Source organism: Bradyrhizobium sp. B124 (assembly GCF_038967635.1).
Classification (GTDB): Bacteria; Pseudomonadota; Alphaproteobacteria; order Rhizobiales; family Xanthobacteraceae; genus Bradyrhizobium.
Genome location: NZ_CP152413.1, coordinates 3391862 through 3418316, shown reverse-complemented (window position 1 = coordinate 3418316; position 26455 = coordinate 3391862). Strand labels below are relative to the sequence as shown.

The 26455-nt window shown below is 65.4% G+C and carries 29 protein-coding genes; 11 read left to right on the top strand and 18 right to left on the bottom strand.

Features of this window, described 5'->3' with window-relative positions; all coding sequences use genetic code 11:
• Positions 1 to 114 precede the first annotated feature (114 nt).
• Complete coding sequence (locus tag AAFG13_RS16425) at positions 115 to 336, top strand: hypothetical protein (protein ID WP_176532935.1); 222 nt, start codon at positions 115 to 117, stop codon at positions 334 to 336.
• A gap of 143 nt (positions 337 to 479) precedes the next feature.
• On the opposite strand, the gene AAFG13_RS16420 is transcribed toward AAFG13_RS16425, so the two are convergent.
• Together AAFG13_RS16420 and pdxH are read right to left on the bottom strand one after the other, a co-directional pair.
• Complete coding sequence (locus AAFG13_RS16420; RefSeq protein ID WP_092124720.1) at positions 480 to 1232, bottom strand: SDR family oxidoreductase; 753 nt, start codon at positions 1230 to 1232, stop codon at positions 480 to 482.
• A 37-nt stretch (positions 1233 to 1269) separates the two neighbouring features.
• Positions 1270 to 1911, bottom strand: a complete 642-nt coding sequence (gene pdxH, locus AAFG13_RS16415) for a pyridoxamine 5'-phosphate oxidase (RefSeq protein WP_212311497.1) — start codon at positions 1909 to 1911, stop codon at positions 1270 to 1272.
• 108 nt (positions 1912 to 2019) lie between these two features.
• On the opposite strand from pdxH, the gene AAFG13_RS16410 reads away from it, so the two are divergent.
• Both AAFG13_RS16410 and AAFG13_RS16405 read left to right on the top strand, forming a co-directional pair.
• Positions 2020 to 2427, top strand: a complete 408-nt coding sequence (locus AAFG13_RS16410; protein WP_212311708.1) for an RT0821/Lpp0805 family surface protein — start codon at positions 2020 to 2022, stop codon at positions 2425 to 2427.
• A 124-nt stretch (positions 2428 to 2551) separates the two neighbouring features.
• Positions 2552 to 3523, top strand: coding sequence for a J domain-containing protein (locus AAFG13_RS16405; RefSeq protein ID WP_212311496.1), 972 nt, complete (start codon positions 2552 to 2554; stop codon positions 3521 to 3523).
• A 391-nt stretch (positions 3524 to 3914) separates the two neighbouring features.
• Here AAFG13_RS16405 and AAFG13_RS16400 read toward each other — a convergent pair whose 3' ends face one another.
• Both AAFG13_RS16400 and AAFG13_RS16395 read right to left on the bottom strand, forming a co-directional pair.
• The gene (locus AAFG13_RS16400; RefSeq protein ID WP_092124723.1) at positions 3915 to 4679 is read right to left on the bottom strand and encodes an anti-sigma factor; all 765 of its coding nucleotides are present in this window, start codon (positions 4677 to 4679) and stop codon (positions 3915 to 3917) included.
• Positions 4680 to 4746: 67 nt separating this feature from the next.
• A complete protein-coding gene (locus AAFG13_RS16395) occupies positions 4747 to 5235 on the bottom strand; it encodes a sigma-70 family RNA polymerase sigma factor (protein ID WP_092124724.1) in 489 nt (162 codons plus the stop codon).
• Between the two features lie 174 nt (positions 5236 to 5409).
• Between AAFG13_RS16395 and AAFG13_RS16390 the strand changes: the two genes are divergently transcribed.
• From AAFG13_RS16390 to AAFG13_RS16375, 4 genes are all read left to right on the top strand, one after another.
• On the top strand, positions 5410 to 6009 hold the full coding sequence (locus tag AAFG13_RS16390) for a histidine phosphatase family protein (protein WP_342712643.1): 600 nt from the start codon (positions 5410 to 5412) through the stop codon (positions 6007 to 6009).
• 75 nt (positions 6010 to 6084) lie between these two features.
• The gene (gene aroC, locus AAFG13_RS16385) at positions 6085 to 7173 is read left to right on the top strand and encodes a chorismate synthase (RefSeq protein ID WP_212311494.1); all 1089 of its coding nucleotides are present in this window, start codon (positions 6085 to 6087) and stop codon (positions 7171 to 7173) included.
• A gap of 129 nt (positions 7174 to 7302) precedes the next feature.
• A complete protein-coding gene (locus AAFG13_RS16380; RefSeq protein WP_212311493.1) occupies positions 7303 to 8496 on the top strand; it encodes an adenylate/guanylate cyclase domain-containing protein in 1194 nt (397 codons plus the stop codon).
• 12 nt (positions 8497 to 8508) lie between these two features.
• Entirely contained in the window at positions 8509 to 9396 is an 888-nt protein-coding gene (locus AAFG13_RS16375) for a DMT family transporter (protein WP_342712642.1), read from the top strand.
• 6 nt (positions 9397 to 9402) lie between these two features.
• On the opposite strand, the gene clpS is transcribed toward AAFG13_RS16375, so the two are convergent.
• Complete coding sequence (clpS, locus tag AAFG13_RS16370; protein WP_212311491.1) at positions 9403 to 9708, bottom strand: ATP-dependent Clp protease adapter ClpS; 306 nt, start codon at positions 9706 to 9708, stop codon at positions 9403 to 9405.
• A 256-nt stretch (positions 9709 to 9964) separates the two neighbouring features.
• Here clpS and AAFG13_RS16365 point away from each other — a divergent pair, with 256 nt between their 5' ends.
• On the top strand, positions 9965 to 10813 hold the full coding sequence (locus tag AAFG13_RS16365; RefSeq protein WP_173641407.1) for a DUF1194 domain-containing protein: 849 nt from the start codon (positions 9965 to 9967) through the stop codon (positions 10811 to 10813).
• A 204-nt stretch (positions 10814 to 11017) separates the two neighbouring features.
• Here AAFG13_RS16365 and AAFG13_RS16360 read toward each other — a convergent pair whose 3' ends face one another.
• The 12 genes from AAFG13_RS16360 to AAFG13_RS16305 form a co-directional block, all read right to left on the bottom strand.
• Positions 11018 to 11863, bottom strand: a complete 846-nt coding sequence (locus AAFG13_RS16360) for a nucleotidyltransferase domain-containing protein (protein ID WP_212311490.1) — start codon at positions 11861 to 11863, stop codon at positions 11018 to 11020.
• Positions 11864 to 11917: 54 nt separating this feature from the next.
• Complete coding sequence (locus AAFG13_RS16355; protein WP_342712641.1) at positions 11918 to 13159, bottom strand: class I SAM-dependent RNA methyltransferase; 1242 nt, start codon at positions 13157 to 13159, stop codon at positions 11918 to 11920.
• Entirely contained in the window at positions 13152 to 13925 is a 774-nt protein-coding gene (locus tag AAFG13_RS16350) for a TlyA family RNA methyltransferase (protein WP_342712640.1), read from the bottom strand. Before AAFG13_RS16350 ends, AAFG13_RS16355 begins: the two co-directional genes overlap by 8 nt.
• Positions 13922 to 14485 (bottom strand): nucleoside 2-deoxyribosyltransferase, encoded by a 564-nt coding sequence (locus tag AAFG13_RS16345; RefSeq protein ID WP_212311488.1) that lies wholly within the window; start codon positions 14483 to 14485, stop codon positions 13922 to 13924. The genes AAFG13_RS16350 and AAFG13_RS16345 overlap by 4 nt, the downstream gene beginning before the upstream one ends.
• Before the next feature lie 136 nt (positions 14486 to 14621).
• Entirely contained in the window at positions 14622 to 16550 is a 1929-nt protein-coding gene (dxs, locus tag AAFG13_RS16340) for a 1-deoxy-D-xylulose-5-phosphate synthase (protein ID WP_342712639.1), read from the bottom strand.
• A 542-nt stretch (positions 16551 to 17092) separates the two neighbouring features.
• Entirely contained in the window at positions 17093 to 17344 is a 252-nt protein-coding gene (locus tag AAFG13_RS16335) for an exodeoxyribonuclease VII small subunit (protein ID WP_092124735.1), read from the bottom strand.
• Between the two features lie 125 nt (positions 17345 to 17469).
• Positions 17470 to 18396 carry a histone deacetylase family protein gene (locus AAFG13_RS16330; protein ID WP_212311487.1) on the bottom strand — a complete coding sequence of 309 codons (927 nt, stop codon included), beginning with the start codon at positions 18394 to 18396 and terminating at the stop codon, positions 17470 to 17472.
• A gap of 109 nt (positions 18397 to 18505) precedes the next feature.
• Positions 18506 to 20176, bottom strand: coding sequence for a bifunctional metallophosphatase/5'-nucleotidase (locus AAFG13_RS16325; RefSeq protein ID WP_342712638.1), 1671 nt, complete (start codon positions 20174 to 20176; stop codon positions 18506 to 18508).
• Between the two features lie 76 nt (positions 20177 to 20252).
• The gene (locus AAFG13_RS16320; protein WP_342712637.1) at positions 20253 to 21014 is read right to left on the bottom strand and encodes a crotonase/enoyl-CoA hydratase family protein; all 762 of its coding nucleotides are present in this window, start codon (positions 21012 to 21014) and stop codon (positions 20253 to 20255) included.
• Between the two features lie 240 nt (positions 21015 to 21254).
• Entirely contained in the window at positions 21255 to 21983 is a 729-nt protein-coding gene (locus tag AAFG13_RS16315; RefSeq protein WP_342712636.1) for an alpha/beta hydrolase, read from the bottom strand.
• Between the two features lie 116 nt (positions 21984 to 22099).
• Complete coding sequence (locus AAFG13_RS16310) at positions 22100 to 22663, bottom strand: DinB family protein (RefSeq protein WP_212311483.1); 564 nt, start codon at positions 22661 to 22663, stop codon at positions 22100 to 22102.
• A 25-nt stretch (positions 22664 to 22688) separates the two neighbouring features.
• Positions 22689 to 23579 (bottom strand): LysR substrate-binding domain-containing protein, encoded by an 891-nt coding sequence (locus AAFG13_RS16305; RefSeq protein WP_342712635.1) that lies wholly within the window; start codon positions 23577 to 23579, stop codon positions 22689 to 22691.
• A 186-nt stretch (positions 23580 to 23765) separates the two neighbouring features.
• On the opposite strand from AAFG13_RS16305, the gene AAFG13_RS16300 reads away from it, so the two are divergent.
• The 3 genes from AAFG13_RS16300 to AAFG13_RS16290 are packed head-to-tail and all read left to right on the top strand — an operon-like array spanning position 23766 to position 25583.
• Positions 23766 to 24440 carry a hypothetical protein gene (locus AAFG13_RS16300; RefSeq protein WP_212311481.1) on the top strand — a complete coding sequence of 225 codons (675 nt, stop codon included), beginning with the start codon at positions 23766 to 23768 and terminating at the stop codon, positions 24438 to 24440.
• Between the two features lie 16 nt (positions 24441 to 24456).
• A complete protein-coding gene (locus tag AAFG13_RS16295) occupies positions 24457 to 24849 on the top strand; it encodes a nuclear transport factor 2 family protein (protein ID WP_342712634.1) in 393 nt (130 codons plus the stop codon).
• A gap of 41 nt (positions 24850 to 24890) precedes the next feature.
• Positions 24891 to 25583, top strand: a complete 693-nt coding sequence (locus AAFG13_RS16290) for a VOC family protein (RefSeq protein ID WP_212311479.1) — start codon at positions 24891 to 24893, stop codon at positions 25581 to 25583.
• Positions 25584 to 25747: 164 nt separating this feature from the next.
• Here AAFG13_RS16290 and AAFG13_RS16285 read toward each other — a convergent pair whose 3' ends face one another.
• Positions 25748 to 25981, bottom strand: coding sequence for a hypothetical protein (locus AAFG13_RS16285; protein WP_212311478.1), 234 nt, complete (start codon positions 25979 to 25981; stop codon positions 25748 to 25750).
• Between the last annotated feature and the right edge of the window lie 474 nt (positions 25982 to 26455).

Sequence of the window (26455 nt, the reverse complement as noted above, 5' to 3'; positions counted from 1 at the left end):
GCGTTTTGGGACGCGCTTTCTGCCTTATTTCCTCTGCTAAAATTTGAGCGTTGCGCTGAACGTTTGGGCGAAACTTGTCTGCGATAACGCCCGCCTCGAAGCCGGAGGACAGCAATGGTTGAGAAGATCATAACGCCACGGCGTAACGTCATCGACTTTGCGCGCTATCAACACGACCGCGCAGCAGGCAAGGTGCAGGCGATCTCGCCGAGACTTTGCCGCTACTGTGGCGCTGCGTTGCTGGATGGCGAGGACGAAGACGATTGCTCCAGCGCGTTGAACGACATCGCGCTGCAGCCGCTTGAGAAGAAATCTCGTCGGTTTTATGCGGACTAGAGGCTGAGGCCTTTTGGAGGCAGAAGCCTCGTCTGCGTCGTTACGCCTACAATCGAAGCAATCCCAACGTGACGGCCGCGGCGGCGGCCGGGATCGCCTCGAACCTCTCGCTTCCTTCCCCGAAATAACATCCAAACCACAGCTCAGACGTGCTGGCCACCGTTGATGTGGATCTCGGCGCCGTTCACGTAGGAGCTGGTTTCCGTGCACAGCACGTAGATGATCTTGGCGACCTCGTCCGGAGTGCCAAGGCGATGCATCGGGATTTGCTGGTCGACGATCTTCTCGGTGCCCGGCGACAGGATCGAAGTATCGATCTCGCCCGGTGCGATCGAATTGACGCGCACGCCGACGCGGCCGAAGTCGGATGCCATTTCCCGCGTCAGTGAAGCCAGCGCGGCTTTCGAGGTCGCATAGGCAACGCCGGCGAACGGATGCACGCGCGAGCCGGCGATCGAGGTGACATTCACCACCGCGCCCTTGGCGTGCCTGAGCTCGTCGATCAGTCCACGGGCCAGCATGATGGGCGCGAAGAAGTTGACGCGGAACACGTGCAGCCACGTCTCGATATCGGTGTCCATGGTCCCGAGCCGCGCGCCGCCCGCCCCCTTCGGCGAGATCGCGGCATTGTTGACCAGCGCGTGCAACTCGTCGTTCACCAACCGTTTGCGGATCTCGCTGATGGCGCGAACCGTGTCGTCATGGTCGCCGAAATCGACCTCGATGTGATCTTCCGGTCCAGCGCCCCAGGGGCAGACTTCCGGAAATGCATGCCGCGAGCAGGTGATGACGCGCCAGCCGGCGGAAGCAAACCGGATCGCGGTGGCGTGACCGATGCCGCGGCTGGCACCGGTCAGGAGCAGGGTACGGCGCGGCGCGTTGGAAGGAGGGGACATGGTGTCTTTCAGGTTGGCGTCTTTTAAGCTGTCGTCATCACGGATAGAGCCGCACCTTCGACCATGCGCTGCCGGCGCCGTCGCGGCGGAATTCGATGCGGTCGTGCAGGCGGAACGGGCGGTCGTGCCAGAACTCGAAGCGCTGCGGCGTGATCCGCCAGCCGCTCCAGCCCGGCGGACGCGGCACCTCGCCGATGACGTATCTCGCGCCGGCCTTGGCGATCGCCTGCTCGAACGCGAAGCGACTCTCCAGCGGCTGCGATTGCTTGCTGGCCCAGGCGCCGATTTGCGCCTGCTTCGGCCGGGTGGCGAAATAGGCGTCGGCCTCGGCGTCCGTCACCGGCGTCACCGCCCCGCGGATGCGCACCTGACGGCGCAGCGATTTCCAGTGAAACAGTAAAGCGGCCTTAGGGTTTGCGGCCAATTCGCGGCCCTTGGCGCTGGCAATGTGGCTGTAGAACACGAAGCCGTCGGCATCGAAGCCCTTCATCAGCACCATCCGCACGTCGGGCAGCCCGTCGGCATCGACGGTTGCGAGCGCCATCGCGTTCGGATCGTTCGGCTCGGACTTGACCGCTTCCGCAAACCATTCGCCGAACAGGGCGAACGGCTCCTCCGCCGCGGTGAAATCACCCGATGTTAACGGTGTCGGGTGTTTGATGGAGGTCGTGTCGGTCATGTCAGGAGTCCCGATTTGCATTCGCCCGCGTCCGAGAGCGCGTTTGTAGCCCTATATAGGGCATGGGCGCGCGTTGGCCTATCGGCGATCCACCCTGCGGGCGCGGTGGTGACCTTGATCCTGATCGGCGTCGGTGCAAGCGGCTGCAGCCTGTCGCGCACCGATGCTTTCGCCAAGATGGACGACAAGGATGTGACGGGCTCGATCAACCCGACCCAGGTCAGCGCAGTGATGCCGACCGACAGCGATCTCGCGTTTGCCCGCAACGCCGCCTCCGACGTGCTGACCAAGGGCGACAAGGATTCCAGCCAGCCCTGGGAAAATCCCCAGACCGGCGCACGCGGCTCGGTGACGCCACTGGCCCAGGCCTATGCGGGCGAGGACGGCAAGACGTGCCGGGATTTTCTCGCCAGCTATGTCAATGGAGCCACCGAGACCTGGCTGCAGGGCGCCGCCTGCAAGTCTGGACAAGGCCGGTGGCAAATCCATAGCCTGAAGCCTTGGAGTAAGTCCTGAAAGTTCCGGCCGATGCCGGCGCCAAGCTAGTTGCAAAAATGCCACTGAGCCCCCACATGAAGGCAAAGTGGGCCCGGATGGGTTCCCGGCCACAACTGATTTTCCCGTGAAGGAGACGTGACGGATGCGCGACCCCTATGAGGTCTTGGGGGTGCAGCGGAGCGCCAGCGCTGCGACGATCAAGAGCGCCTATCGCAAGCTCGCCAAGAAGCATCACCCTGATAACAACAAGAATGACCCGAAGGCGGCTGCCCGCTTTGCGGAGATCAACACGGCCAACGAGATCGTCGGCGACGAGGACAAGCGCAAGCAGTTCGACCGCGGCGAGATCGATGCCGACGGCAAGCCGCGCTTCCAGGGATTCCCCGGCGGCGGCGCCGGCGCCGGCGGCCGTGCCGGTCCCGGCGGCTTCGAGTACAGTTTCCGCGGCGGCCCCGGCCCCGGCGGCGGCATGGGTGGCGGCAGCTTCGAGGACATCCTCAACAGCATGTTCGGCAACGCCGCGCGTGGCGGCGCTGGCGCGCGCGGAGGGCGGGCCAGCCCGTTTGAATTCGAAGGCGGCGGGGTCGGCGTCGACCTCGATCTTTCGGTCGCCATGACGGTGTCGCTGGAGGAATCGGCGGGGGGCGGCGACAAGCGCGTCCGCCTGCCGACCGGCCGTGAGCTCAACGTCAAGATCCCGCCCGGCGTCACCGCAGGCCAGCAGATCCGGCTGAAGGGGCAGGGCGACACCGCGCAAGGCCACCCGCCCGGCGACCTCCTGATCACGATCTCGATCGCGCCGCATCCGTTCTTCAAGGTCGACGGCAACGATCTCCGGATCGATCTGCCCATTACCCTCTACGAGGCGGTGCTGGGCGGCAAGGTCCGCGTGCCGACGCTCGGCAGCGCGGTCGAACTGTCGATCCCGAAGAACACCTCGAGCGGCCGTACCTTCCGCCTCAAGGGCAAGGGGCTGTCGAAGGCGGGCGCCGTCGGCGACCTCTATGTCACGACCCGCATCATCCTACCCGACGGGAACGATGCCGAGCTTGAGGCATTGATGCAGACGTGGCGGGAGCGAAATTCCTACAATCCGCGCAGCGATCTCGGCTGACCGCCGAGAGCGCGCCCCAAAAGACGCAAGAGACGCGAAACTGCACCACCCCGGACTCTATCGGGGTAGACGCAGCCGTTGCGAGGGCGTCAATGGATGACCGGCCGTCCGAAGTCCAAAATCTGCGGCGTGCAGATCGGACTCCGGAGAAAGAGTGCGGCCTCGAGAGGGGGACCAGCGCGGTACACAAAACCCCAATCGAGGCCGCGTGCGCCGATCGGCGGATCGGGCGCGGATCATCTTCGCGTGAGCATCCGGTACGACAATGAGACGCGTCCATGACGCGAATCGAAATTTTCAATGTCGGAATTGGGACGCCGAGTGAGGCTGGATTCACTTGCTCGAAACGGCACAATGGAGGCGGCTGATCGCCCCGTAAATCTACGGGAGATCAGCCGCCGTTCTTCTCCATCTGATCGTAGACGGCCTGCGCGACCTGGGTCAGGCGCGTGCGGTCGGTGCCGCCGCTGACGACATAGGCGACGCCGCGATCGGCCCAGAACAGCGCGCCGTCGCCGCCCTGGACGGCATAGCGCATCTGGGTCGCCTCGGTTTTCGCCTTGGCGGTGTAGACCGTGAAGCGCTCGCCGGACGTGCTCTCATACATCAGGAACGACGCCGGCCCGCTCGGCCCCGGCAGCAGGCGGCCGCCGACCAGCTTCAGCCCGGTGAGGTCGGGCGCGCGGACGTCCCAGCCGCAGCGCTTGGTCAGCCATTGCTGCAGATGGTCGCGCTCGCTGCCCGGCACCTCGACGGGATGACGGACCTCGACCACGTAGAGCCGGTGCGCATCCAGCGCATCGAGCGTGAAGCTCTGGAAGGCCGACGGCGTCGCCGCGGCGCCGCGCGCGATCCAGCCGACGCCACCGCCGGCGATGAAGGCCATCAGCGTCGCCGCCACCGCGCCATAGACCCAGCGGCGCGGCTGGCGCACCAGCCGCTCGAGCTCGAGCCGCTTCGGCACCGCCTCGTCCAGCACCGTGTCGTAGCGCGCATGCAATGTCTCGGCCATCGCGCGCCATGACTGCACCCGCGCCGCGTCGTCGGGATGCGTGGCGAGCCACGCCTCGACATCGCCACGGCGTTCGGCCGGCAGCTCGTTGTCGACGTACGCGTGGAGCTCGTCTTCGGTGACGGGGATGTTCGGGTCGGTCATATCAATCGTCTCTGCCAAATCTTGTTCGAAAAACGTTCATGCATAACATCTGTCATCGCGCACATTATCATTTCACCCGCCGGAGCGCCGGGCGCTGGCCCTCGATCGAGGCCCGTACATGGGCGCGCGCGCGGGCGAGGCGGGACATCACCGTGCCGATCGGCACGCCCTGGATGTCGGCGACCTCCCGGTAGCTCATGCCCTCCAGCATCACGAGCAGCAGCACCGAGCGCTGCTCCTCGACCAGCGTCGACAGCGCGCGTTCGATGTCGCGTCCCTCGGCCTCGGTGCCGCTGGCGTCGGCATTGTTGTCGAGCAGCGGCATGAAGGCCGGCCGCCGCGCCAGCGAGCGCCTCCGGTTCTTGTTCAGATTGGTCAGGATCGTGTACAGCCAGCTCCTGACGTCGCCGCCGAGAAACAGCCGCTCCGAGCGCAGCGCGCGCACCAGCGTGTCCTGCACCAAATCATCGGCGATATCCGAGTCACGCACCAGCGCGCGCGCATAGCGGCGGAGCGCTGGAATCATGGCTTCGACACTTTGACGAAACGCGGTCATGCATCCCAGTCTTCGATGGTTGCGGCGATAGCCGCCTTGCTCAACATAACACCCTAACGGCGTGGCTATTCCGGTTGCACCGAGCTGTGCGCATAGCGCCTCGGCTGCGGCCGATTTGGGCTTGTCGCCAGCCGAAGTGCTGGTGTACCTCCGGGCCAGAAAAATTCGAAGCGAATGCCGGTGCCAACGATCTACTACATCCGCCACGGCGAGACCTCATGGAACGCCGAAGGCCGGCTTCAGGGCGTGCAGGATATTGCTCTCAACGAGCGCGGCCGCGCCCAGGCGGCACAATCCGGCCGCATCCTCGCGGATCTCCTGGCGCGCGACGGCCATGACAAGACGACGCTGCCGTTCGTCGCAAGCCCACTGCTCCGGGCCCGCGCGACCATGGAGCTGGTGCGCACCGAGCTGGGCCTGCTGCCGGGCGACTACGCCCTCGACGCGCGGCTGCGCGAGATCGCCTACGGGACGTGGGAAGGCTCGACGTTGGCAGAGGCGCAGGCCGCCGACCCCGTCGTCTATGCCCGCCGCCTGGCCGAGAAGTGGACGGTGTCGCCGGAGGGCGGCGAGAGCTATGTCGACGTGCAGGCGCGGATGACCGAGTGGTACGGCTCGGTAACGTCGGACACCGTCGCCGTCGCCCACGGCGGCACGGCGCGGGCGCTGATGGTGGCGCTCGGCTTCGAGACGCCGGCCTCGGCCGCCGACCTCACAATCGAGCAGGGAGCGGTCTACGTGTTCAGCGCGGCTGGCCTGCGGAAATATAGTTAAGGGCGCCCGGCCAGCCACGTCCTTGGGGTCATGAAACCCGTTTGACGCTGCCGACCCTGCGCGTTACGACACGCTATGTCCTTCAATACTTTCGGCCATATGTTCCGCGTCACGACCTTCGGCGAGAGCCATGGGGTCGCGATCGGCTGCGTGGTGGACGGCTGCCCGCCGATGATCCCTCTGACGGTGGAGGAGATCCAGCGCGACCTCGACCGCCGCCGGCCCGGGCAGTCGCGTTTCACCACCCAGCGCCAGGAGCCGGATGCGGTGAAGATACTGTCCGGCGTGATGGCGCATCCGGAAAGCGGCGTGCAGGTCACGACCGGCACGCCGATCGCGCTCCTGATCGAGAACACCGACCAGCGCTCGAAGGATTATTCCGAGATCAAGGACAAGTTCCGCCCCGGCCATGCCGACTTCACCTATGAGGCGAAATACGGCCTGCGCGACTATCGCGGCGGCGGGCGTTCCTCCGCGCGCGAGACCGCTACCCGCGTCGCGGCGGGCGCGATCGCGCGCAAGGTCCTGCCCGAGGTGAAGGTGCGCGGCGCGCTGGTGCAGATGGGCCCGCACAAGATCGACCGCGAGAAGTGGGACTGGGACGAGATCGCCAACAACCCGTTCTTCTGTCCCGACAAGGACAAGGCGGCGTTCTTCGAAAGCTATCTCGACGGCATCAGGAAGAGCGGCTCCTCGATCGGCGCCGTCATCGAGGTCGTCGCCGAGGGCGTGCCGGCCGGGCTCGGCGCGCCGATCTACGCCAAGCTCGACAGCGATCTGGCTTCCGCGATGATGAGCATCAACGCGGTCAAGGGCGTCGAGATCGGTGCCGGCTTCGGCGCCGCCGAACTCACCGGCGAGGAGAACGCCGACGAGATGCGGACCGGCAACAACGGAACGCGTTTCCTCTCCAACCATGCTGGCGGCATGCTCGGCGGCATCTCGACCGGCCAGCCGGTGGTGGTGCGCTTTGCGGTCAAGCCGACGTCCTCGATCCTGACCACGCGCCGGACCGTCGACCGCAAGGGCGCCGACACCGACATCCTGACCAAGGGCCGCCACGACCCCTGCGTCGGCATCCGCGCGGTGCCGGTGGGCGAGGCCATGATGGCCTGCGTGCTGGCGGATCATTTTCTGCGCGACCGCGGGCAGACCGGGCGCTAAGGCGCGATCACTGCGCCTTAGCTTCTTGTTTGGGCATGATCTTTTCGGAAAACCGCTTCACACTTTTCCGGATCATGCCTTAGCCCCTATATAGTGATCACCGGATCGGGTGCTCGCCTGGGGAATGCCATGAACGCGTCGGAGCTTCGGGACATCATCGAATGGATGATCGGCGGCGCGCGTTCGGCACCGACCCCGGCGCAGATGATGGCGGAATGCTGCGAACGCCTGGTGCGGGCCGGCCTGCCGCTGTGGCGCGTCGGCGTCTTCGTGCGCACGCTGCATCCCGAGATCTACGGCCGCCATTTCATCTGGAGGCTTGGCGCCGAGGTCGAGACCGGCACGGTCGATCACAACATCCTGGACGCCCCGGAATTTGCCGTCAGCCCGCTGGCGATCGTCCTCAAGCAGGGCGTTGAAGTGCGCGCGCGGCTCGACGACCCCGCCAGCACCCGCTTTCCGATCGTCGTGGATCTGCAGGCGGAGGGTGTCACCGACTACATCGCGGTGCCGCTGATCAACACCGCCGGCCCCCCGAACGCCTCGAGCTGGACCACCAAGCAGCCGGGTGGCTTCACCGACGAGCAGCTCGATGCGATCCGCTCGATCACCATCCCGCTGTCGCGTTACATCGAGATCGTCACGCTGCGCCGCACCGCGACGCTGCTGCTCGACACTTACGTCGGAAACCGGGCCGGCGAGCGCATCCTGGGCGGCCAGATCAGGCGCGGTAGCGCCGACACCATGGATGCGGCGATCTGGCTGTCCGACCTGCGCGGCTTCACCGCGCTGTCCGACCGCTTGCCGTCCGAAACCGTCGTGGAGATCCTCAACCTCTACTTCGATTGCCAGGTCACCGCGATCCGCGACCATGGCGGCGAGGTGCTCAAGTTCATGGGCGACGGCCTGCTCGCGGTGTTTCCGGTCGACGAATATCTCGGCGACGAGGCGCAGGTTTGCTCGCGGGTGCTGGAGGCTGCGCGCGAGTCGCGCGCCGGCGTCGAGGCGCTGCAATTCCCCAATGGCGACGCGGTGGAGCGCTTCCGCTTCGGCGTCGCGCTGCATCTCGGGCGCGTGCTCTACGGCAATATCGGCGGCGGCAACCGGCTCGACTTCACCTGCATCGGTCCGGCGGTCAATCTCGCCGCGCGGCTCGAGAAGATCGCCGGCCGCCTCGGCCGCACCGTGGTGGCTTCCGAGCGCTTCGCCGGCATTCACGACAGCGGCTGGAGCGATCTCGGCGAGTTTCCGATCGCGGGATTTGCCAAGGCCGAACGCGTCTACGGCCTGTTCGACGAGGCGCCGATTGCGGCGGCCGGCTAGCGGCTGCGTGCGGTGGCCGACAAGGACGCGCAACATCGCAGCGGGATCGCGCTGGTCGTGGCGGCTGCCGCGGCCTGGAGCACCGCGCCGTTCTTCACCCGGCTGCTGCACTTCGATTCCTGGACCATCCTGTTCTGGCGCGGGTTGTTCGGTGGCGGCGCGATTGCGCTCTTCCTGGTTGCCACGCAGGGCTGGCGCGGCGCGCGCGATCTCGTCGTGATGCCCGCGAGCGGATGGCTGGTGGCCGGCCTCTCGACCTTCGGCATGGTGACGTTCATTCCGGCGCTGCAACTGACCAGCGTCGCCAATGTCGCCATTCTCATCGCGATGCAGCCGTTTGCGGCGGCCGCGATCGCCCGGCTTTGGCTCGGTGAGCGGGTGCGGCCCGGCACATTGCTCGCAAGCCTTGTCGCACTCGCAGGTGTGGCGATTACCGTCAGCGGCGCCGGCGGCATCACGGATTACAGGGGCATCGGCCTTGCCTGCGTGATGGTGCTGGCGATTTCGCTGATGACGGTGGTGATCCGGCGGCACAAGGGTACGCCGATGATTGCCGCCGCGGCGCTCTCGAACTTTCTCGGCAGCGCCGTGAGCTTGCCGCTGGGGCTCGGCGTCGGCGCGGTCACCGGCACCGATCTCGGCGTGCTCGCGATGTTCGGGGCATGCCAGGTCGGTCTCGGCCTCACCCTGTTTACGATCGGCTCCCGATTGCTGCCGTCCGCGCAGGCGTCGCTGATCGCCACGCTTGAAACGCCGCTGATGCCGTTCTGGGTGTGGCTGGCGTTTGCCGAGGTGCCGTCGCCGCGCGCCCTGATCGGCGGCGCGCTGGTGATGGGGGCGGTCGTCGCCGACATTGCGCTGAGCCAGCGGGCGCAGCTCGCGCGGCCAGCGGGCGGGTGATGGCCGCTATTCCTCGGGCTCGGTGGTGAACAGCAGCGGATAACCCTTGGCGCGGCCGGCATCGGTGGCGCGCGTCGCCTTGGTCTCGGCGATATCCCTGGCAAACACCGCAACCACGCAGACGCCGCGCTGATGCGCGGTCAGCATCACCTTGTAGGCCTGGTCGTCGGTCATGCGGAATTCACCCTTCAGCACGGTGACGACGAATTCGCGCGGCGTGTAGTCGTCGTTGACCAGGATCACCTTGTGCAGGCGCGGCCGCTCGACCTTGGTCTTGGTCCTGGTTCTCGGCTTGACGACGGTATCGGGCATCGCACTCCCTCGCGATTGCCCGTAAGAATACCGTCTTCCTGCACGTGTTGGAACCGTTCGATTTGCACGGCGTCATTGCGGCAACCGCACGGCGCGTGTTGCCGCATTCGGGCAAGCGACGTCCAACCTGCTAGCGACTAACTTGCGGGCCTCTAACTTGCAGGCCTCTAACTTGAATGTGAAGGACAGATGATATCTGCGCTTTTCGCCGCCTGATTTGCGTGTCACCATGACGGGACACGACGGGAGGGCCGCAATGCGCTGGTATGTCTCGATCGGAGCGGTGCTTGTCGCGGGCATGTTGGCCAGCGGCGATGTGGCCGGTGTTGCCGCGCCCGGCCCGGGAACACAGACAGGCCGGCTGGCCGAAAAGGAATCCACGCCGAGCGTCGACATCGAGTTGATCATCGCGGTCGACGTCTCCTACTCGATGGACATGGACGAGCTCGCGATCCAGCGCGAGGGCTATGCGCAAGCGATCGTTTCCAAGGAGTTCCTGCAAGCGCTGAAGGCCGGCCCGAACGGCAAGATCTCGATCACCTATTTCGAATGGGCCGCCTCCAACGACCAGAAGGTCATCATTCCCTGGCGGGTGATCGACGGCCCCGAATCCGCCGATGCAGTCTCCGCCGAGATCATGAAGACGCCGGTGCGCCGCGCCTCGCGCACCTCGATCTCGGGCGCGATCTATTTCGCGATCCCGATGTTCGACGAGAATCCGCATCGCGGCCTGCGCCGCGTGATCGATATTTCCGGCGACGGCCCCAACAACAACGGCACGCCGATCACGCCCGCGCGCGATGCAGCGCTCGACAAGGGCATCGTCATCAACGGCCTGCCGATCATGGTGAAGGAGCCGTCCTACTCGACGATGGATATCGAAAATCTCGACTACTACTACGAGGACTGCGTGATCGGCGGGCCCGGCTCCTTCGTGGTGTCGATCAAGGATCGCGAGAAGTTCAAGGAAGCGATCCGCACCAAGCTGCTGCTCGAGGTCGCCGGCCGCACCCCCGAGCGCCCGATCGTGCGGACCGCCGAGAAGGAGCCGCGGGTCAGTTGCACGATCGGCGAGAAGATCTGGCAGGATCGCTGGGGGCGGTAGCGATTGCGTAGCCTTGTAGATTCGTAGGGTGGATTAGCCGAAGGCGTAATCCACCGCTTCTTGCGCAAGACATGGCGGGTTACGCTGCGCTAACCCGCCCTACAAATCTTCCGACGTCGTTCTTCAGTTTGTAGGATGGGTAGAGCGCAGCGAAACCCGTCAATTTCGTTTCGCCGCGATGGGTTTCGCTGCGCTCTACCCATCCTACGGTTGTTCGCTAACCCCCGAGCAAATATCTTGAACGTCGCTCTCGAGTTCGCGGAGCGTCTGCATCGCGACGGCGTGCTCGGCGGCGCCGATCTGCCGCCACACCTCGGCAACGCGCCCGGCGAGGCCACGCACCGTCACCGGAAAATTCGCCGCCTGCGCCAACGCGCCCTTTTCGTTGATCAGATACTGCCCGTTCAGTGCAAACAGCGCCTGCGCGATACACGCCAGCGCGCGATAGGCGCAGCCGGCGATATGCGTGCCGTCGCCGCGCGGCACGGTAAGCTCGGCATTCTCGATCGCGAACAGGACTTCCCATTGAAAGCGCCGGACCAGCGCCTCGCGCAGGGCCGGCGGGTAAGGCGCAGTCTTCGCCTTCAGCGCCGCGATGAGGCCATCGGGATCATGCAGGGCACGGCACAGCGCCACCTCGCCCATCCAGATCGCCGAGCAGAAGCCGTGCGGATGGCCCGGCTGGTAGTGCATGCTGATCTCGCCGTTCCGGCAGGCATCGATCACCATCGTGACCTGGTCGATGCTGCGGTAGAGCAGGTCGACCTTGCGACCGCCGATCGCAAGCCAGGCGCCGCCGACGATCCAGGGTCCCCATTCGCCGACCGCCGTCACATGGGCAGCGGTGGGATCATCGACCAGGCCCGTGACCGCCGCGCGCAGCCGATCGACGTCCAGCGCGGCGCTGTCCCGGTAGTAGAGGCCGAGATCGGTGTCGGAGGCCTCATGCGCCGTGCCGCGCGCCCGCGAGCCGCCGAGCACGATGGCGGCGACGCCCGGTACGCCAGCAAGGACGGGAATGATGCGCGCGAGCACCGGATCGTGGGACATGCGACGCGGATTATAGCGAGACCGCCGCGGGGCTGCGATAGTCGCAGCAATGTCTCAGCGCGCAAACCGCGCCACCAGCTCGACATGCGGGGTGTGGCGGAACTGATCGACCGGGGTGACGCCGGCGATCTTGTAGCCGCCATCGATCAGGATCTTTGCGTCGCGCGCAAACGTCGCGGCGTTGCAGGACACCGCGACGACCACCGGCACCTTGCTCGCCGCAAGCTGGGTGACCAGCGCCTGCGCGCCTTGCCGGGGCGGATCGAACACGACGGCGTCGTAGTCGCGCAATTCCTGCGGCATCAGCGGGCGTCGGAACAGGTCGCGCGCCTCGGCCCTGAGCGGCTTCAGCCCCGGTGTCGATTGCGCAGCCTTCTGCAGCGCCGCGATCGCGCCGGCGTCGCTGTCGAACGCCGTGACCCGCGCCTTCTCGGCGAGGCGGAGCGCAAACGGGCCGACGCCGCAAAACAGATCGGCGATGTGCTTGGCGCGTCCGCAATGCTCGCGAACCAGCGCCGCAAGCGTCTCCTCACCCTTGGCGGTCGCCTGCAGGAACGAGCCCGGCGGCAGCACGACCTTCACCTTTCCGATCGCAATCTCGGGCGAGCCGCGCTGCAGCACCAGCTCGCCATGCCGTGTCAGGCGTGTCAGCCGGTGTTTCTCGGCGACCCGCGACAAAGTGGTGATCAGGCTGGTCGGCAGCGCACCGGAGCCGCGCACATCGATGTCGAGACCATTGAGGGTCGCGGTCACCTGGATATCGAGCGGCTTGCCGATCGAGATCAGCGGTTCGGCTGTGGCCCAGGCCGCCTCGAGCGCGCCGTCGAGCGCCGGATCGAGGATCGGACAGCGGTCGACCGGGATGATGTCGTGCGAACCGGCCGCAGCGAAGCCGACCTTGAGCACCTCATGGGTGCCCATGCGTCCGTGCAACGTGATGCGGCGGCGGCCCGCGCCATGGGCGTCGAGCAGCGGCGCGACTTCGGCCGCGACTTTTGCCTGCGCCAGCGTCTCGACCACGATGTTGCGTTTCCAGGCGCGGTAGGGCGCGTCATTCCAGTGCTGGATCGCGCAGCCGCCGCAGACGCCGAAATGCGGGCAGAACGGCGTGATCCGCTCGGGGCTTTCCTGCGTCACCCGCACCAGCCGCCGCCGGTCGGGATGATGGCCCGGAACGTCGTCGACCTCGACCGTTTCGCCGGCCAGCGTGTAGGGCACGAAGATCGATTGCGCGCCGTCGATCGCGACGCCGTCGCCGCGATGGCCGACATGGTCGATGGTGAGAAGCTCAGCCACGGCGCGCGCCGAGGAAGAATTCGATGTTGCCGTCGCCGCCCGTGATCGATGATGGGAACACCTGAATGTCGGTGCAGCCGAGCGAGGCGGCAAAGGCGGCGATATCGTCGCAGATCTCCTGGTGCACCATCGCGTTGCGGATGACGCCGCGCTTGGCGTGTTTGCGCGCCGCCTCGAATTGCGGCTTGATCAGCGCCAACAGATGCATCGGCGCCGCCGCCAGCGACAGCGCCACCGGCAGCACCAGCTTCAGCGAGATGAAGCTGACGTCTATCACGACGACGTCGGGCCGCGCCGGCAGCCGTTTGCCCTCGAAATTCCTGATGTCGGTCTCCTCCATCGAGACGATCTTCGGATGCCCCTGCAGCGAGGGATGCAGCTGGCCATGGCCGACATCGATGGCGAAGACGAGGCTCGCACCATTGGCAAGCAGCACTTCGGTGAAGCCGCCGGTCGAGGCCCCGACATCGAGGCAGACATGGCCCTCGACGTCGATTGGATAGTGCTCGAGCGCGCCGGCGAGCTTGACGCCGCCGCGCGAGACATAGGGATGCGCCGGTTCGGCCGTGAGTGCGGCGCCGGGCGCCACGATCTCGGAGGCTTTTGCAATCTGTTTGCCGTCGGCGGTGACGAGGCCGGCGTCGATTGCGGCGCGGGCCCGGGCCCGGCTTTCGAACAGGCCGCGCTCGACCAGCAGCACGTCGATGCGCTTGCCGGCGGATGCGTCGTTGTCGTTGTCGCCCGGCTTGGTCACTTGCTTGGTCACTTGGCGGCCTGCCGGCGCTGCGCGGCGGCGAGCCGCACGCAGGTCTCGAAGGAGGTGAGGTCGTGCCAGAGGTCGGCCGCAGGCTCCCTCGGCGTCACCAGCGGACTGCCGTGCAGCTCGAGCGCATGCATCATCATCAGATTGTCCGGCAAGCCAAACTCTTCCACCGTCAGTCCCTCCGCGTCGATCAGGCGTCCGTCGGATGCCGGCACGACCTGCTGCAGCCGCGCCACGCGATTGGCGTAGGACGTGGGATCGTTCGAATAAGCGAGGCACAGCTTGCCGCGTCCCGCCATGTAGCCGAGTTCGTAGACGGTGCCTGCGTCGGCACTGGGGCCGCGGAACGGCGTCAAATTGGCGATGACGGCGTCGGCCGACTCCATCATCGCCTCGTTGCTTTTGAAGATGGTGAGTGAAGCGCCGGCGGCTGTGGGATTGATGCTGTTGTCGAGCGGATAGAGTCCAGTCAGCCCGTGATAGGCGCACACCTCCGCCTTGCGGCGGCCGATTTCCACGGCATCCGGCAGGAACACGTCAGGACCTGCCAGATAGATTTTCATGGACTTGCCGGCACCAGGGGCACCGCCCGAGCAATGAGAGCGTTTTCAAGCGAAGTGGGTATCGACTTCGCGTGAAGAAAGCGCGTCAAAACAAAAATCCAGAGCTCCGTTCCGATTCAATCGGAACGGAAAGGCTCTAGGCGAGCTTGACGGTCTCGGTCTTGTAGTCCTTGCCGAGGGTTTCGAAGACCTTGGCAACGATGCTCTTGGCGTCGAGACCCGCGCGGGCATACATCGCCGCCGGCGAGTCGTGGTCGAGGAACACGTCGGGCAGGATCATCGAGCGGAACTTGAGCATGCCGCTGTCCAGCATGGCGTTGTCGGAGAGGAACTGCATGACATGCGAGCCGAAGCCGCCGATCGAGCCTTCCTCGATGGTGATCAGGATCTCGTGGTCGCGGGCGAGCTTCATGATCATCTCCTCGTCGAGCGGCTTCATGAAGCGCGCGTCGGCGATCGTGGCGGACAGGCCGTGAGCAGCGAGCTCGTCGGCGGCCTTCTCGCACTCGGCGAGGCGGGTGCCGAACGACAGCAGCGCGACCTGCTTGCCCTCGCGGACGATGCGGCCCTTGCCGATCTCCAGGGGAATGCCGACTTCCGGCATCTCGACGCCGCGGCCCTCGCCGCGCGGATAGCGCAGTGCGCTCGGACGATCGTTGATCACAACCTGCGTCGCCACCATGTGAACCATTTCCGCCTCGTCGGAGGCCGCCATGATCACGAAGTTCGGCAGGCAGCCGAGATAGGCGTTGTCGAACGAACCGGCGTGCGTCGCGCCGTCGGCGCCGACCAGGCCGGCGCGGTCGATCGCGAAGCGGACCGGAAGGCTCTGGATCGCGACGTCATGGACCACCTGGTCATAGCCGCGCTGCAGGAAGGTCGAATAGATCGCGCAGAACGGCTTGTAGCCTTCGGTTGCGAGGCCGGCGGCGAACGTCACCGCGTGCTGCTCGGCGATGCCGACGTCGAAGGTGCGGTCCGGGAACGCCTTGTTGAAGATGTCGACGCCGGTGCCCGACGGCATCGCCGCGGTGATGGCGACGATCTTGTCATCCTTCTGCGCTTCCTTGACGAGGCTCTGGCCGAACACGTTCTGGTAGGCCGGCGCATTCGGCTTGGCCTTGGCCTGGGTGCCGGTCGCGACGTCGAACTTGACCACGGCGTGGTACTTGTCGGCGGAAGCCTCGGCCGGGCCATAACCCTTGCCCTTCTGGGTCACGACGTGAACCAGGATCGGGCCGGTCTCCATGTCGCGGACGTTCTTCAGCACCGGCAGCAGATGGTCGAGATTGTGGCCGTCGATCGGGCCGACATAATAGAAGCCGAGCTCCTCGAACAGCGTGCCGCCGTCCATCATGAAGCCGCGGGAATATTCCTCGACGCGGTTGGCGCGGTTGGCGAGGATCTTTGGCAGGCGCTTGTTGATCTGCTTGGCCGCCTCGCGCAGCGAACGGTAGGTCTTGCCGGAGTAGAGGCGCGACAGATAGGCGCTCATCGCGCCGACCGGCGGGGCGATCGACATGTCGTTGTCGTTGAGGATCACGATCAGGCGCGAGTTCATCGCGCCGGCGTTGTTCATGGCCTCATAGGCCATGCCCGCCGACATCGCGCCGTCACCGATCACGGCGATAACGTTGTTCTTGCCGCCGGAGAGGTCGCGCGCCACGGCCATGCCGAGGCCGGCCGAAATCGAGGTCGAGGAGTGCGCGGCGCCGAACGGATCGTAGTCGCTCTCGGTGCGCTTGGTGAAGCCGGAGAGGCCACCGCCGGTGCGCAGGGTGCGGATGCGGTCGCGGCGACCGGTCAGGATCTTGTGCGGATAGGCCTGGTGGCCGACGTCCCAGATCAGGCGGTCGCGCGGGGTGTCGAAGATGTAGTGGATGGCGGTGGTCAGTTCGACCACGCCGAGGCCGGCGCCGAAATGGCCGCCGGTCACCGACACGGCGTCGATGGTTTCCTGGCGGAGCTCGTCGGCAACCTGCCGCACCTGCTCGACCTTCAGCTTGCGCAGGTCATCCGGCGTGTGAATAGTGTCAAGAAGCGGCGTTTTACTAAATGTGGTCACAGCGAATTTCCAATTTTTGCCTGTCGGAACGAACGGCCCGACGCGAGATGGGTTGGCGCGCTCACCGCGCAGCGAATTCCAGACACTGGGTGCCGTCCCGGCAGGCCCTGCCTGGTTGTAAGCCTAGATTCACTCCGGATTGGACCACGTGATATGCATCACCTTGGTCGCTCTTCACCCGTCCCGGTTCAGTTTTGTCGAACCATTTGAGATGCATGCCGCCCGAATAATTCGGGCCGCCCGCCACCCTCAAATGCCCATAGAACTGGAAGCATTACACCAAAGCCGTAACCAAAGCCAACCCGATAGGCGGCGCAGGGTTCCTATGCGCTGTTTTGAAAAACCTAGACTTTTCAATGCTTGGGGCCAAAGGCGGGTTCCAATTTGGCCATTTTAGCGGCAGCCGGCCGGTCCGGATCGGCCGGATTCGCGGCCGCAGCCGGTCGCCGCGGTCACCCCGCGGCGTGATGGATTGCCGGAAATAGGCAGCAACAATTGCCCGCCATCGCGGACATCCTGTCGCAGGGTTGCGCCTCGCGGCGCTACTGCACGTCGAGCGGCTCGGTGCCGGTCGGCTGGCCCGAGGCGTCGGTGGTGATCTTGTCGACGCGGGCTTCGGCCTGGCGCAGCAATTCCTCGCACCGCCGCTTCAGCGCCTCGCCGCGCTCATAGATCGCGACCGATTCCTCAAGCGGGACCTTGCCGTCCTCGAGCCGCTTGACGATCGATTCGAGTTCCTCGATCGCGCGTTCAAAGGAGAGCTTCTTGACGTCGGCTTGAGCGTTTTCGGCCATTATGTGTTCCCGGTGCGCCGATCAGACCGTGATCGGATCTTGTCGTCCAAACATGACCTGTCGCAGGCCATGCTTGCCCCGGCGCAGAATCAATCGAATTTTTGCGGGGGTATTGTGGCGGGGATTTACCCGCCCATCAATGCGGTGACGTGAGATGCCACCGACTCTTTCAGGCCCTCGAGGTCGTAGCCGCCCTCCAGCACGGAGACGACGCGGCCGCCGGCGCCCTTGTCGGCGAGGTCCATCAGCTTGCGCGTGACCCAGCCGAAATCCTCGCCGGTCAGGTTGATCGAGGCCAGTGGATCGCGGTGATGCGCGTCGAAGCCCGCCGAGATGACGACGAGTTCGGGGGAGAACTTCTCGAGCTGCGGCAGGATCAGGTTCTCGAAGGCGGAGCGGAATTTGGTGCCGCCGTCGCCGGGCGCCAGTGGCGCGTTGACGACGGTGTCATGCTCGCCGCGCTCGCCTGAAGCGCCGGTGCCGGGGAACAGCGGCATCTGATGCGTCGAGCAGTACATCACGGTCGGATCGGCCCAGAAGATATCCTGCGTGCCGTTGCCGTGGTGGACGTCGAAATCGATGATCGCGGCGCGCTTGATGCCGTATTTGCGCTGCGCGTGGCGCGCGGCGATCGCGACATTGTCGAAGAAGCAGAAGCCCATCGGCGTCGACTTCTCGGCGTGATGCCCGGGCGGGCGCACCGCGACGAAGGCGTTCTGGTGCGCGCCGGTCATCACCGCATCGGTCGCCGCCACCGCGCCGCCGACGCCGCGCATCACGGCTTCCCAGGTGCCCGGCGACATCGAGGTGTCGCCGTCGATATAGATCATGCCGGAGGTCGGCGCGATGTGGCGCAGCTCGCCGACATAGTGCTCGCCGTGACAAAGCAGCACGCTGTCGAGGTCGCCTTCCGGCGCGAGGTCGCGCACCAGCGCCTTGAAGCGGTCTTCGCCGAGCACCTCGGCAACCGCGCGCAGCCGGTCGGGGCGTTCGGGATGTCCGGGTGGGGTCAGGTGATCGAGGCAGGCGGTGTGCGTCAGAAGCAGTGTCATGCAAATTCCCGGCGCATTGGGGGGCGCGTGCGAGGAGCGTCTAATTTAGGCCGTTACCGGCCCGCCGGAAAGGCCTGTCTCCGCCCCACTGATGTTCCATGCCCGCACTTCAATTGATCCGCTCGATCCGCTTTCCGGCCGCCGGGCCGACCGGGCTGTTGGCCTTGAAATAGGCATAGAGCGCATCGACGTCGTAGATGCCGAACTGCTGCGCCGTTCCTTCCTTGAACACCGTGAAGCCGTCGCCGCCCTCGGCGAGATAATGGTTCACGGTGACGCGGTAGCTCGCGGCCGGGTCGATCGGCTTGCCGTCGAGCGACATCCGCGCGGCGATGATGCGCGCGCCGTCGGGCTTGCTCGCATCCCACGCATAGGCAAAGCCCTTCGAGACCTGCAGGGCGCGCGGCCGTTTCGGGTCGGCCCATTGCTGCTCCAGCACGTCCTTGAGCTGCTTGCCGGTCAGCGTCATGGTCACCAGCTGGTTGCGGAACGGCTGGCTGGCGAAGATGTCGGCATAGGTGACGGCGCCGTCCTCGCGCTTGACGATGTCGGTGCGCACGCCGCCGGGATTGGTGAAGGCGATCACCGCGCCGCCATTCGGCTCCGAGCTGGTGGCAAGCAACTGCGCGTCGGCGACGATATCGCCGAGCGGGCTTTCGCCGGTCTCGGCCGGCGTGCGCGCCAGCGTTTCCGTCACCGAGCCCGCCGCGCGGTTGGCGATCGGCGCGGCCAGCCGGTCGTAGGATTCCAAAAGCGCGCTCTGCTCCGGGTCCTTGGCTGTGCCGCCGATCTTCACGATGGTGTTGTCGGCCTTGGCGCTGATCGCGTCGTGGCTGTTCGGATCGAGCTGAACGTCGATCGCGGTGACCAGCGTGCCGTATTTGTCGCCTGATGTGACGAGCCGTCCGTCGATCTCGCAGACATAGGCCTGGTGGGTGTGGCCGGAGATCACGACGTCGACGGCACGATCGAACTTCTTGACGATGTCGACGATCAGCCCCGAGATGCCGGGGCATTCATTATAGTCGCCGGTCGGAAAGCCGCCTTCGTGGATCAAGACCACGATCGCCTCGACGCCCTTCGCCTTCAGCTCGGGGACCAGCGCATTGACGGTCTCGGCCTCGTCGCGGAAGTCGAGGCTGGCGACGCCGACCGGCGACACCAGGTTCGGCGTGTTCTTCAGCGTCAGCCCGATGAAGGCGACCGGAATGCCGTCGAATTCCTTGATCTCGTAGGACGGAAACACCGGCTTGCCGGTGGCCTTGTCGATCGTGGAGGCGGCGAGATAGCGGAATTTGGCCCCCAGGAAGGGATGCGGCCCCTGGCACTTGTCGACCGGGTGGCAGCCGCCATTCTGCATCCGCAGGAGCTCATCCTTGCCCTCGTCGAATTCGTGGTTGCCGACCGACGAGATCGCAAGCCCCATCATCGACAGCGACTCGATGGTCGGCTCGTCGTGAAACATCGCCGACAAGAACGGGCTCGCGCCGATCAGGTCGCCGGCCGCGACGAAGATATTGTTCTTGTGGCCTTCACGCAGCTGCTTGACGACGGTCGCCACCCGCTCGGCGCCGCCGGCGGGCACCATGATCTTCTTGGTCGCATCAGCGGGATCGGTGACGCGGATGCCGCCCGGTGGCGGCCGCAGATAGCCGTGGAAATCGTTGATCGCGAGAATCCGCAGGTTCACCGGCGCTGCGGTCTGCGCCAGGCAGGGGCCTGCCGCGGCCAGTCCGAGTGTGCAGAGCGCGGCGAGGAGCGTAAGGCGGGGCTGTCTCATGATCTGTCCATGGCATGCACGATCATGGAACACGCGATCATGGCGTGACGCCACTACAATTTTGCGACGCTTCGTTTCAATCCTTCGTGCGCGCCATGAAGGCCTTGAAGGCGCTGACCGCCTCGTTGGAGCGCATCCGCTCGCTGAACAGATGGTTCTCCTGCTCGATGCGGCGGGTGACGTCCTCGGGCGGCAGCCGGATCAGGCGGCGCGAGATCGCCACCGCCTCGGCCGGCAGCGCGCAGATCTCCCGTGCCACCTTGTGCGCCTCGACCTCGGCATGTCCCGGCGCCACCACGGTGTTGACGAAACCGGCCACGCGGGCGTCGTCGGCCGACATGGTACGGCCCATCACCAGCATTGCGAAGGCGCGCTGATGGCCCATCGTGCGCGGCATCAGCAGGCTGGAGGCGCCTTCCGGCACCAGGCCGAAATTGGAGAATGGCGTCGAGAACAGCGCGGCCTTGCTCGCCAGCACATAGTCGCAGTGAAACAGCATCGTGGTGCCGATGCCCATCGCGACGCCGTCGACGGCGGCAATGATCGGCTTCACATTGTGGGCCAGCGAATACAGGAACTTGACCAGGTCGGAGGCGGGCGGCGTCTCGCCGGTCGAGGTGCCCTGCGCGAGCAGGTCCTCGATGTCGTTGCCCGCGGTGAACACGCCGGAGCCGCCGGTGACGATCAGGCAGCGGATCTTCGGATTGTTCTGCGCCTTGTCGATCGCATCGCTGATCGCGCGAAACATCTCCTGGGTGATCGCGTTCTTCTTCTCGGGCCTGCGCAGCCGGATCACGCGTGTGGCGGCTTCGTCGGTGACTATGACATGCGCGGTCATCAAGCAGTCCCAGAGTAAGCGGTCCGAGTGTCGGCCGGCAGCGTCGCCGGCGGAGGTCGCGACTGCTATCCTACATGATCCCGTGCAAGCCCCAAGGGCTCCAGCGTGTTCTGCTCTGCTTTTCCCCGTGGGCGAGCATGAGAACGGCGCAATGCAGTTAACCGGATTTCGCGATTTGCAGGGCGCCGGCCGCGCAAGCCGAACCGGCGCCCTCGCACGTAACCCTGCATCGTGCTCCGCTCAGCCGCGCCCGACGAACGAGCCGATGCCGCGGCCGACCTCCACGCCGTGATGAAGCAGGGCGCCGAGATGATCGCCTGGGACCGACATCGCGTCCAGGCCGTTCTCCGCGGCAAAGCGCTGCATCGGCACATGTGGTGCGTCGTCCTGTCCGTTCCAGAGCAGCACCGGCACGCGCGAGGACAGCACGGCGTCCCTGGCGCCATCGATCTGGCCGAGCGCATCGAAGCAGGCACGCACGCCGCCCTCGAGGTCGGACGTTACCCATCCCGTGAGCTGCGGCGCGGTACGGCGCGCAAACGTCATGAAGGCGCCATAGGTCAGCGGGCCGGCGTTGCCGCGCGGCAATCCGGTGAGGAAGTCCCAGCCGCCGATTGCCAGCGACGCCAGCCGCGCCGGGAAGAACCGGGCGACGCCGACCGCCACCCAGCCGCCCATCGAATGTCCGACCACATGGGCGCGCTCGTGGCCGAGATCGTCGATCACGGCGACGATATCGCCGGCACGTTGTTCCTGATCGTAGAATTCGGGATCGGCGGGCTTGTCGCTCAGGCCATGTCCGAGCGAATCGACGCAGACGACTCGAAAGCGATCGGCGAGCGCGTCGACGACGCCGCACTGCTTCCAGCTGGCGGCGTTGAGCAGCAGGCCGTGCTGCAGCACGATCAGCGGCCCGGACCCTTCAACGGTGTAATGGATGCGCTGGCCCCGATGATTGGCGAATGGCATGTCTGGAGTTCCCCACGTTTCACCTGAGGTGAGCGCGGAGGCGTCGGGATTCAAGACCTTGTTCCGGATCGGGAACCGATCCGCACCGCCGCCACATCGCTTGCGGAACCCGGCGTTCAGCCGCCCCAGACGATGGCTTCGCTCCAGCCAAGGTCCTTGAACTCGGCCGCCCGGAGCGGCGCCTCGCCGGCGGCGAAGAATTCGTCGAGCTGCGGCGGCTTGACCGTGGTTTCGGACAGCATGGCATGGGCCTGGCCGCGATGATGGATCTGGTGCTGAAACAGATGCATCAGAAGGCGATCGCGCCGCTCGGTCTGCACCGAGCTGTCGCGATTGATCTTGACCACGTCATCGAGCCGTTCAGGCGTCAGCGCATCGCAGTGAACGATCAGGCGCTGGTCGATCGCGCCTTGCGCTGCTTGCAGCGCCGCGACCGCCGGGTAGGGCACCTCGTTCGCCCACGCCTTCGGCCCGAGCCAGCCACCTTCGAGCGCGTCGACGTAGAACAGATCGATGACATGGATGTGGTTCAGCGTCGCCTGCAGGCTCGGGAAGAAGCCGGTCCGCGCGGCGGCGAACTCCGCCTGGCCGAGACTGCCGCATGTTGTGAGCAGGCGATGATTGGCCCAGGCGTTGTTGTAAGCAAAGGCGCGAAAGGTCTGAACGAGGCCTGCGGGCATTTCGGTCCTCACTGGATTGAAGGGATCAGGCCGGCGCCGCGGCCAGCCGGCCGACCCGCGACAGCAATAGTTTCAGGATCGGCGATTTATTGGCCTTGTGATAGGCGATCACAAGATCCAGCGTCGGCGCCTCGCCCTGCACCGGCCGCGTCTTAATGCTATCGGGCAGATAGCGCGCCGTGTAGGCCGGCAGCAGCATCACGCCATGCGTCGAAGTGATCATCGATATCGCATGCACAACATTATGCACCTCGTGCTCCGGCCTCGGATCGACGCCGGCGCGGTTGAAATAGTCCAGCACGACGCGGCGCACCGCCGGCGCTGATTTGGACGGCAGATAGAAGGTCTCGCCCGCGATGTCTTCCGGCGCGACGGCTGACTGCGCCGCCAGCCGATGGTTGCTCGGAAACACGTACACCAGCGGATCGGTGCGCACGCGCTTGTACGCCAGATCCTCCATGCTCTCGTCGGCCCGCATGAAGGCCGCGTCGAGCTTGCGCCGCATCAGGGCCTTGGCGAGCAAGGGCGAGTAGTCGCTCGACAGGCGGATGTCGATGCCGGGAAATTCCTCGCGCAACACGCGGGTCACCTCGGGCAGCAGATCGATTTCGGCGCCCGACAGGAAGCCGAGCGAGAAGACAGGCTTCGGCGGCTGGGCTGCGCGCAGCGCCGCTTCCTTGGCGGCCTCGGCCTGCAACAGCGCCATGCGGGCATGGTCGAGAAACGCCTTGCCGGCCGCGGTCAGCTCGATGCCCTGCGCGCCGCGCTTCAACAGTTGCACGCCGACCTCCTCCTCGAGATCGCGGATCTGCCGGCTGAGCGAAGGCTGCGAGGTGTGGAGCTTCTGCTCGGCGGCAACCGTGAGGCTGCCGGCATCGGCCACGGCAACGAAGTAGCGGAGATGCCGGAGCTCCATCGCACTCTCCCATTCACGGCCTGCCAAGTCTCGTTGCCATCTCTCACAGGCATCTCTCGCAGGCATGGGGCCAGCTTACAAAGTCTTTTTCAAGCCGGCCAGCGTCCTCTATAGCGAAGCGTATTCCGATTGCGGGTTCTGCCTCGCAGGCAGAGGGCCGCGCGAAAACCAGGCCGGAGCTTGCGCATGCGGATGAGCCTCGGAGCATTGCTGTTGCCGCTGCTGGTGCTGACCGGGTTCGGCGGTGCTGCCGCGCAATCTTCCGGCAATCAAACGAGGGCAAGTGCCATGGATGCGGACGTCGCAACGATCAAGCAGGCACTCGCCGGAAATTGGGAGAGCATCGCGCCCGAGATCCGGCCGAGCAAGAATCCCGACGGCTCGATCAAGCCGTTCTATCTCAAGCGCGCCTTCACCTATCAGTCCTCCGACCGGTTCGAGCTCGTGGTCGTTAACTCGGCCGATCCGTATGGCAAGGTGCCGCTGGCGCGGATCAGGATCGTCGGGCACATGCAGTGGCAGGGCGCGCATCCGATCGCACCGGGCGCGCAGAAGGTCGACTTCGTCGCCGACGAGGCCTACGAGGTCACGCCGTTGGCGCAGGGGTTTGCCGATGTGCTCAACAAAATCGCCTCTGCCGGCTACGCGCCGTGGGCGGTCGACGCGCCGCAGAGCATCTTCGGCAAATCCTTCGCACCGTTTGCGCTGAAGGAAGGCACCAACTTCATGGAATACGACCTGGTCTATCTCAGGGGCGACCTGTTGTTCTGGGGCGCCCGCAATGTCGACGGCCGCGGCTTCGACACCGAGCAGAATCGTCCGACCAATCTGCAGATTCCGCTGGTCCGCAAGCAACCCTGATATCAGGAACGAAGCTATGGATGCGTCGAACCAAGATCGCCGCGTCCAGTTCGTGCTGGACGCGTTCGATACCCTGTTCAACAGGCGCGACTATGCCGCCGCCGAGCGGCTCTGGTCGCCGCGCTACATTCAGCACAGCGCGCACATTGCGCCGGGCCGGGACGGGCTGTTCGATCTCGTCAAGGGCTTGCCCGCGACGCTGCGCTATGAGAACCATGTCGGTGCGGCGAGCGGCGATTTCGTCATTCTGCACGGCCGGTTCAGCGGTCATGGTCTGCCGGCGGCATGGGTCGTCGCCGACATCGTGCGCATAGTGCTCGCCGAGCACTGGGACGTCATCCAGGATGAGGCGACGCGCGAACAGTCGCGCAGCGGACTGCCGATGTTCGGCGATCGCTTTCCCGGCTGAGCCGGCCCAGCGAGCGCGCACGGCGGCTGGGGAGACCGGACATGCAACTCGCGAAGAACGTGATCGACGTCGGCCTTTCCACCAACAATCTGGAGCCGATGCTCCGGTTCTGGCAGCAGGATGCCGGCGTTCGCTTCGACCACATGTTGCCGATCCGGCGCGGACAGAAGCAGTACCGGCACGACGCGCATGGTTCGGTGATCAAGCTCAACCATCATGTCGAGCCGCTGCCGGATGCGGCACCGAGCGGCTATCGCGAAGTGATCGTTGCGCGCGACGGCGTTGGAGCGCCGCAGCACATGGCTGATCCCGACGGCAACAGCGTTTGCCTAGTGGCGCCCGGACATGACGGTATCACCCAGATTGCCGTTTCCATGGCCGTGCGCGACCTCGCCGCGCATCGGAGGTTCTACGGAGACATTCTCGGTTTCGCCGAGCAATCCTGGTCGGGCGGTCCGGCGTTTCGCCTCGGCGAGAGCCTGATCCTGCTCAGGGAAGATCCGGCCGCGACCGTCGATCCGGTTCGTGGCGCGCGCGGCTGGCGCTACATCACGCTGCAAGTCGCCGATATCGACGCGGTGCACGATGACCTGCGTGCCAGGGGCGTGCGCGAGGGCCTCGCGCCGGTGACGCTTGGCGAGGTCGCGCGGATTTCCATGATCCTCGATCCGGACGGCAACTGGATCGAACTGTCCCGTCGCGCATCGATCGTCGGCAGCCTGTCCGACCACTAGAGCGTTTTCGAGCGAAGTGGCCGCCGGTTCGCGTGAAGAAAACGCGTCAAAGCAATCTAGAGCTTCGGTTCTGATCTGATCAGAACCGAAAATGCTCTCGACGTGATCGAACCGGCGCGCCTTCGCCGGCCAAATTATTGACGTTCGGTTGCGCGCCGATGCACTTAACGCCGCGTTATGCCCTGGTTGAGGCTGACCTGAAACAGCGGCCCTTCGTCCGTGCGGACCTCGAACGCCAACAAATTGTGTTTGTCCAACGGCGGGTTGTCTTTCGCCATGCTGAGCAATGACTGCATCGCTTCGTGGGCAGCAGTCTCCTCGTCGCGCAGCTCGATACCCTGCCTGTCGGCATAGAGTTCCTCGCCGTTGCGGATGTCGAAATAATAGCGGGTTGCCAATTGCGGCTCCCTCCTTGCGATGGGAGCTGCCCAGGCTCTCGAGTGCCGGCGCGCTGAACTCACCGGCAGCGTCGCACTCTGCGTCAGCAGGTTCGAATTTGCTACTCAACAATGATATCGATTCAAGGAACCGCTCACGCACTCGCTCGGGCCCGCTACGGTCTTCCGGCTACGATCTCGAACGCTTGAAGCGCGAGAGATAAATCCTGGAACTGGCAATTGCACCTTGCATAGCTGGTATAAGTGTATACTTGTATTGTATCGACTGGCCTTGAGCCTTGTAGATCGGTCCCAGGGGACCCTTTTCCAAAGACATCGTCGGATGAAAGGGAAGGCGCAGTGCTATCAGCACTGCAGCTGAAGCTTTCGTCACCTTGTTGATCGGCTGCCGTTTCACGGATGTACTGGAATGGCAGTGCGGCCCGCTCTGTCACCGATAGAGCGGGCATTCGTATTTGTGCGCTTGACGTGTCT

Excerpts from the sequence above, each read along its gene's own strand:
- AAFG13_RS16400 (WP_092124723.1), bottom strand. The coding sequence starts at position 4,679 with ATGACCGACCCGAACATCCCCGTCACCGAAGACGAGCTCCACGCGTAC.
- AAFG13_RS16380 (WP_212311493.1), top strand. The coding sequence starts at position 7,303 with ATGAACGCGTCGGAGCTTCGGGACATCATCGAATGGATGATCGGCGGC.
- AAFG13_RS16335 (WP_092124735.1), bottom strand. The coding sequence starts at position 17,344 with ATGGCCGAAAACGCTCAAGCCGACGTCAAGAAGCTCTCCTTTGAACGC.
- AAFG13_RS16425 (WP_176532935.1), top strand. The coding sequence starts at position 115 with ATGGTTGAGAAGATCATAACGCCACGGCGTAACGTCATCGACTTTGCG.
- AAFG13_RS16360 (WP_212311490.1), bottom strand. The coding sequence starts at position 11,863 with ATGTCCCACGATCCGGTGCTCGCGCGCATCATTCCCGTCCTTGCTGGC.
- AAFG13_RS16390 (WP_342712643.1), top strand. The coding sequence starts at position 5,410 with ATGCCGGTGCCAACGATCTACTACATCCGCCACGGCGAGACCTCATGG.
- AAFG13_RS16325 (WP_342712638.1), bottom strand. The coding sequence starts at position 20,176 with ATGAGACAGCCCCGCCTTACGCTCCTCGCCGCGCTCTGCACACTCGGA.
- pdxH (WP_212311497.1), bottom strand. The coding sequence starts at position 1,911 with ATGACCGACACGACCTCCATCAAACACCCGACACCGTTAACATCGGGT.
- AAFG13_RS16290 (WP_212311479.1), top strand. The coding sequence starts at position 24,891 with ATGCAACTCGCGAAGAACGTGATCGACGTCGGCCTTTCCACCAACAAT.
- AAFG13_RS16345 (WP_212311488.1), bottom strand. The coding sequence starts at position 14,485 with ATGAAAATCTATCTGGCAGGTCCTGACGTGTTCCTGCCGGATGCCGTG.
- AAFG13_RS16305 (WP_342712635.1), bottom strand. The coding sequence starts at position 23,579 with ATGGAGCTCCGGCATCTCCGCTACTTCGTTGCCGTGGCCGATGCCGGC.
- AAFG13_RS16320 (WP_342712637.1), bottom strand. The coding sequence starts at position 21,014 with ATGACCGCGCATGTCATAGTCACCGACGAAGCCGCCACACGCGTGATC.
- clpS (WP_212311491.1), bottom strand. The coding sequence starts at position 9,708 with ATGCCCGATACCGTCGTCAAGCCGAGAACCAGGACCAAGACCAAGGTC.
- AAFG13_RS16395 (WP_092124724.1), bottom strand. The coding sequence starts at position 5,235 with ATGACCGCGTTTCGTCAAAGTGTCGAAGCCATGATTCCAGCGCTCCGC.
- AAFG13_RS16310 (WP_212311483.1), bottom strand. The coding sequence starts at position 22,663 with ATGCCCGCAGGCCTCGTTCAGACCTTTCGCGCCTTTGCTTACAACAAC.
- aroC (WP_212311494.1), top strand. The coding sequence starts at position 6,085 with ATGTCCTTCAATACTTTCGGCCATATGTTCCGCGTCACGACCTTCGGC.
- AAFG13_RS16330 (WP_212311487.1), bottom strand. The coding sequence starts at position 18,396 with ATGACACTGCTTCTGACGCACACCGCCTGCCTCGATCACCTGACCCCA.
- AAFG13_RS16420 (WP_092124720.1), bottom strand. The coding sequence starts at position 1,232 with ATGTCCCCTCCTTCCAACGCGCCGCGCCGTACCCTGCTCCTGACCGGT.
- AAFG13_RS16315 (WP_342712636.1), bottom strand. The coding sequence starts at position 21,983 with ATGCCATTCGCCAATCATCGGGGCCAGCGCATCCATTACACCGTTGAA.
- AAFG13_RS16295 (WP_342712634.1), top strand. The coding sequence starts at position 24,457 with ATGGATGCGTCGAACCAAGATCGCCGCGTCCAGTTCGTGCTGGACGCG.
- AAFG13_RS16365 (WP_173641407.1), top strand. The coding sequence starts at position 9,965 with ATGCGCTGGTATGTCTCGATCGGAGCGGTGCTTGTCGCGGGCATGTTG.
- AAFG13_RS16405 (WP_212311496.1), top strand. The coding sequence starts at position 2,552 with ATGCGCGACCCCTATGAGGTCTTGGGGGTGCAGCGGAGCGCCAGCGCT.
- AAFG13_RS16300 (WP_212311481.1), top strand. The coding sequence starts at position 23,766 with ATGCGGATGAGCCTCGGAGCATTGCTGTTGCCGCTGCTGGTGCTGACC.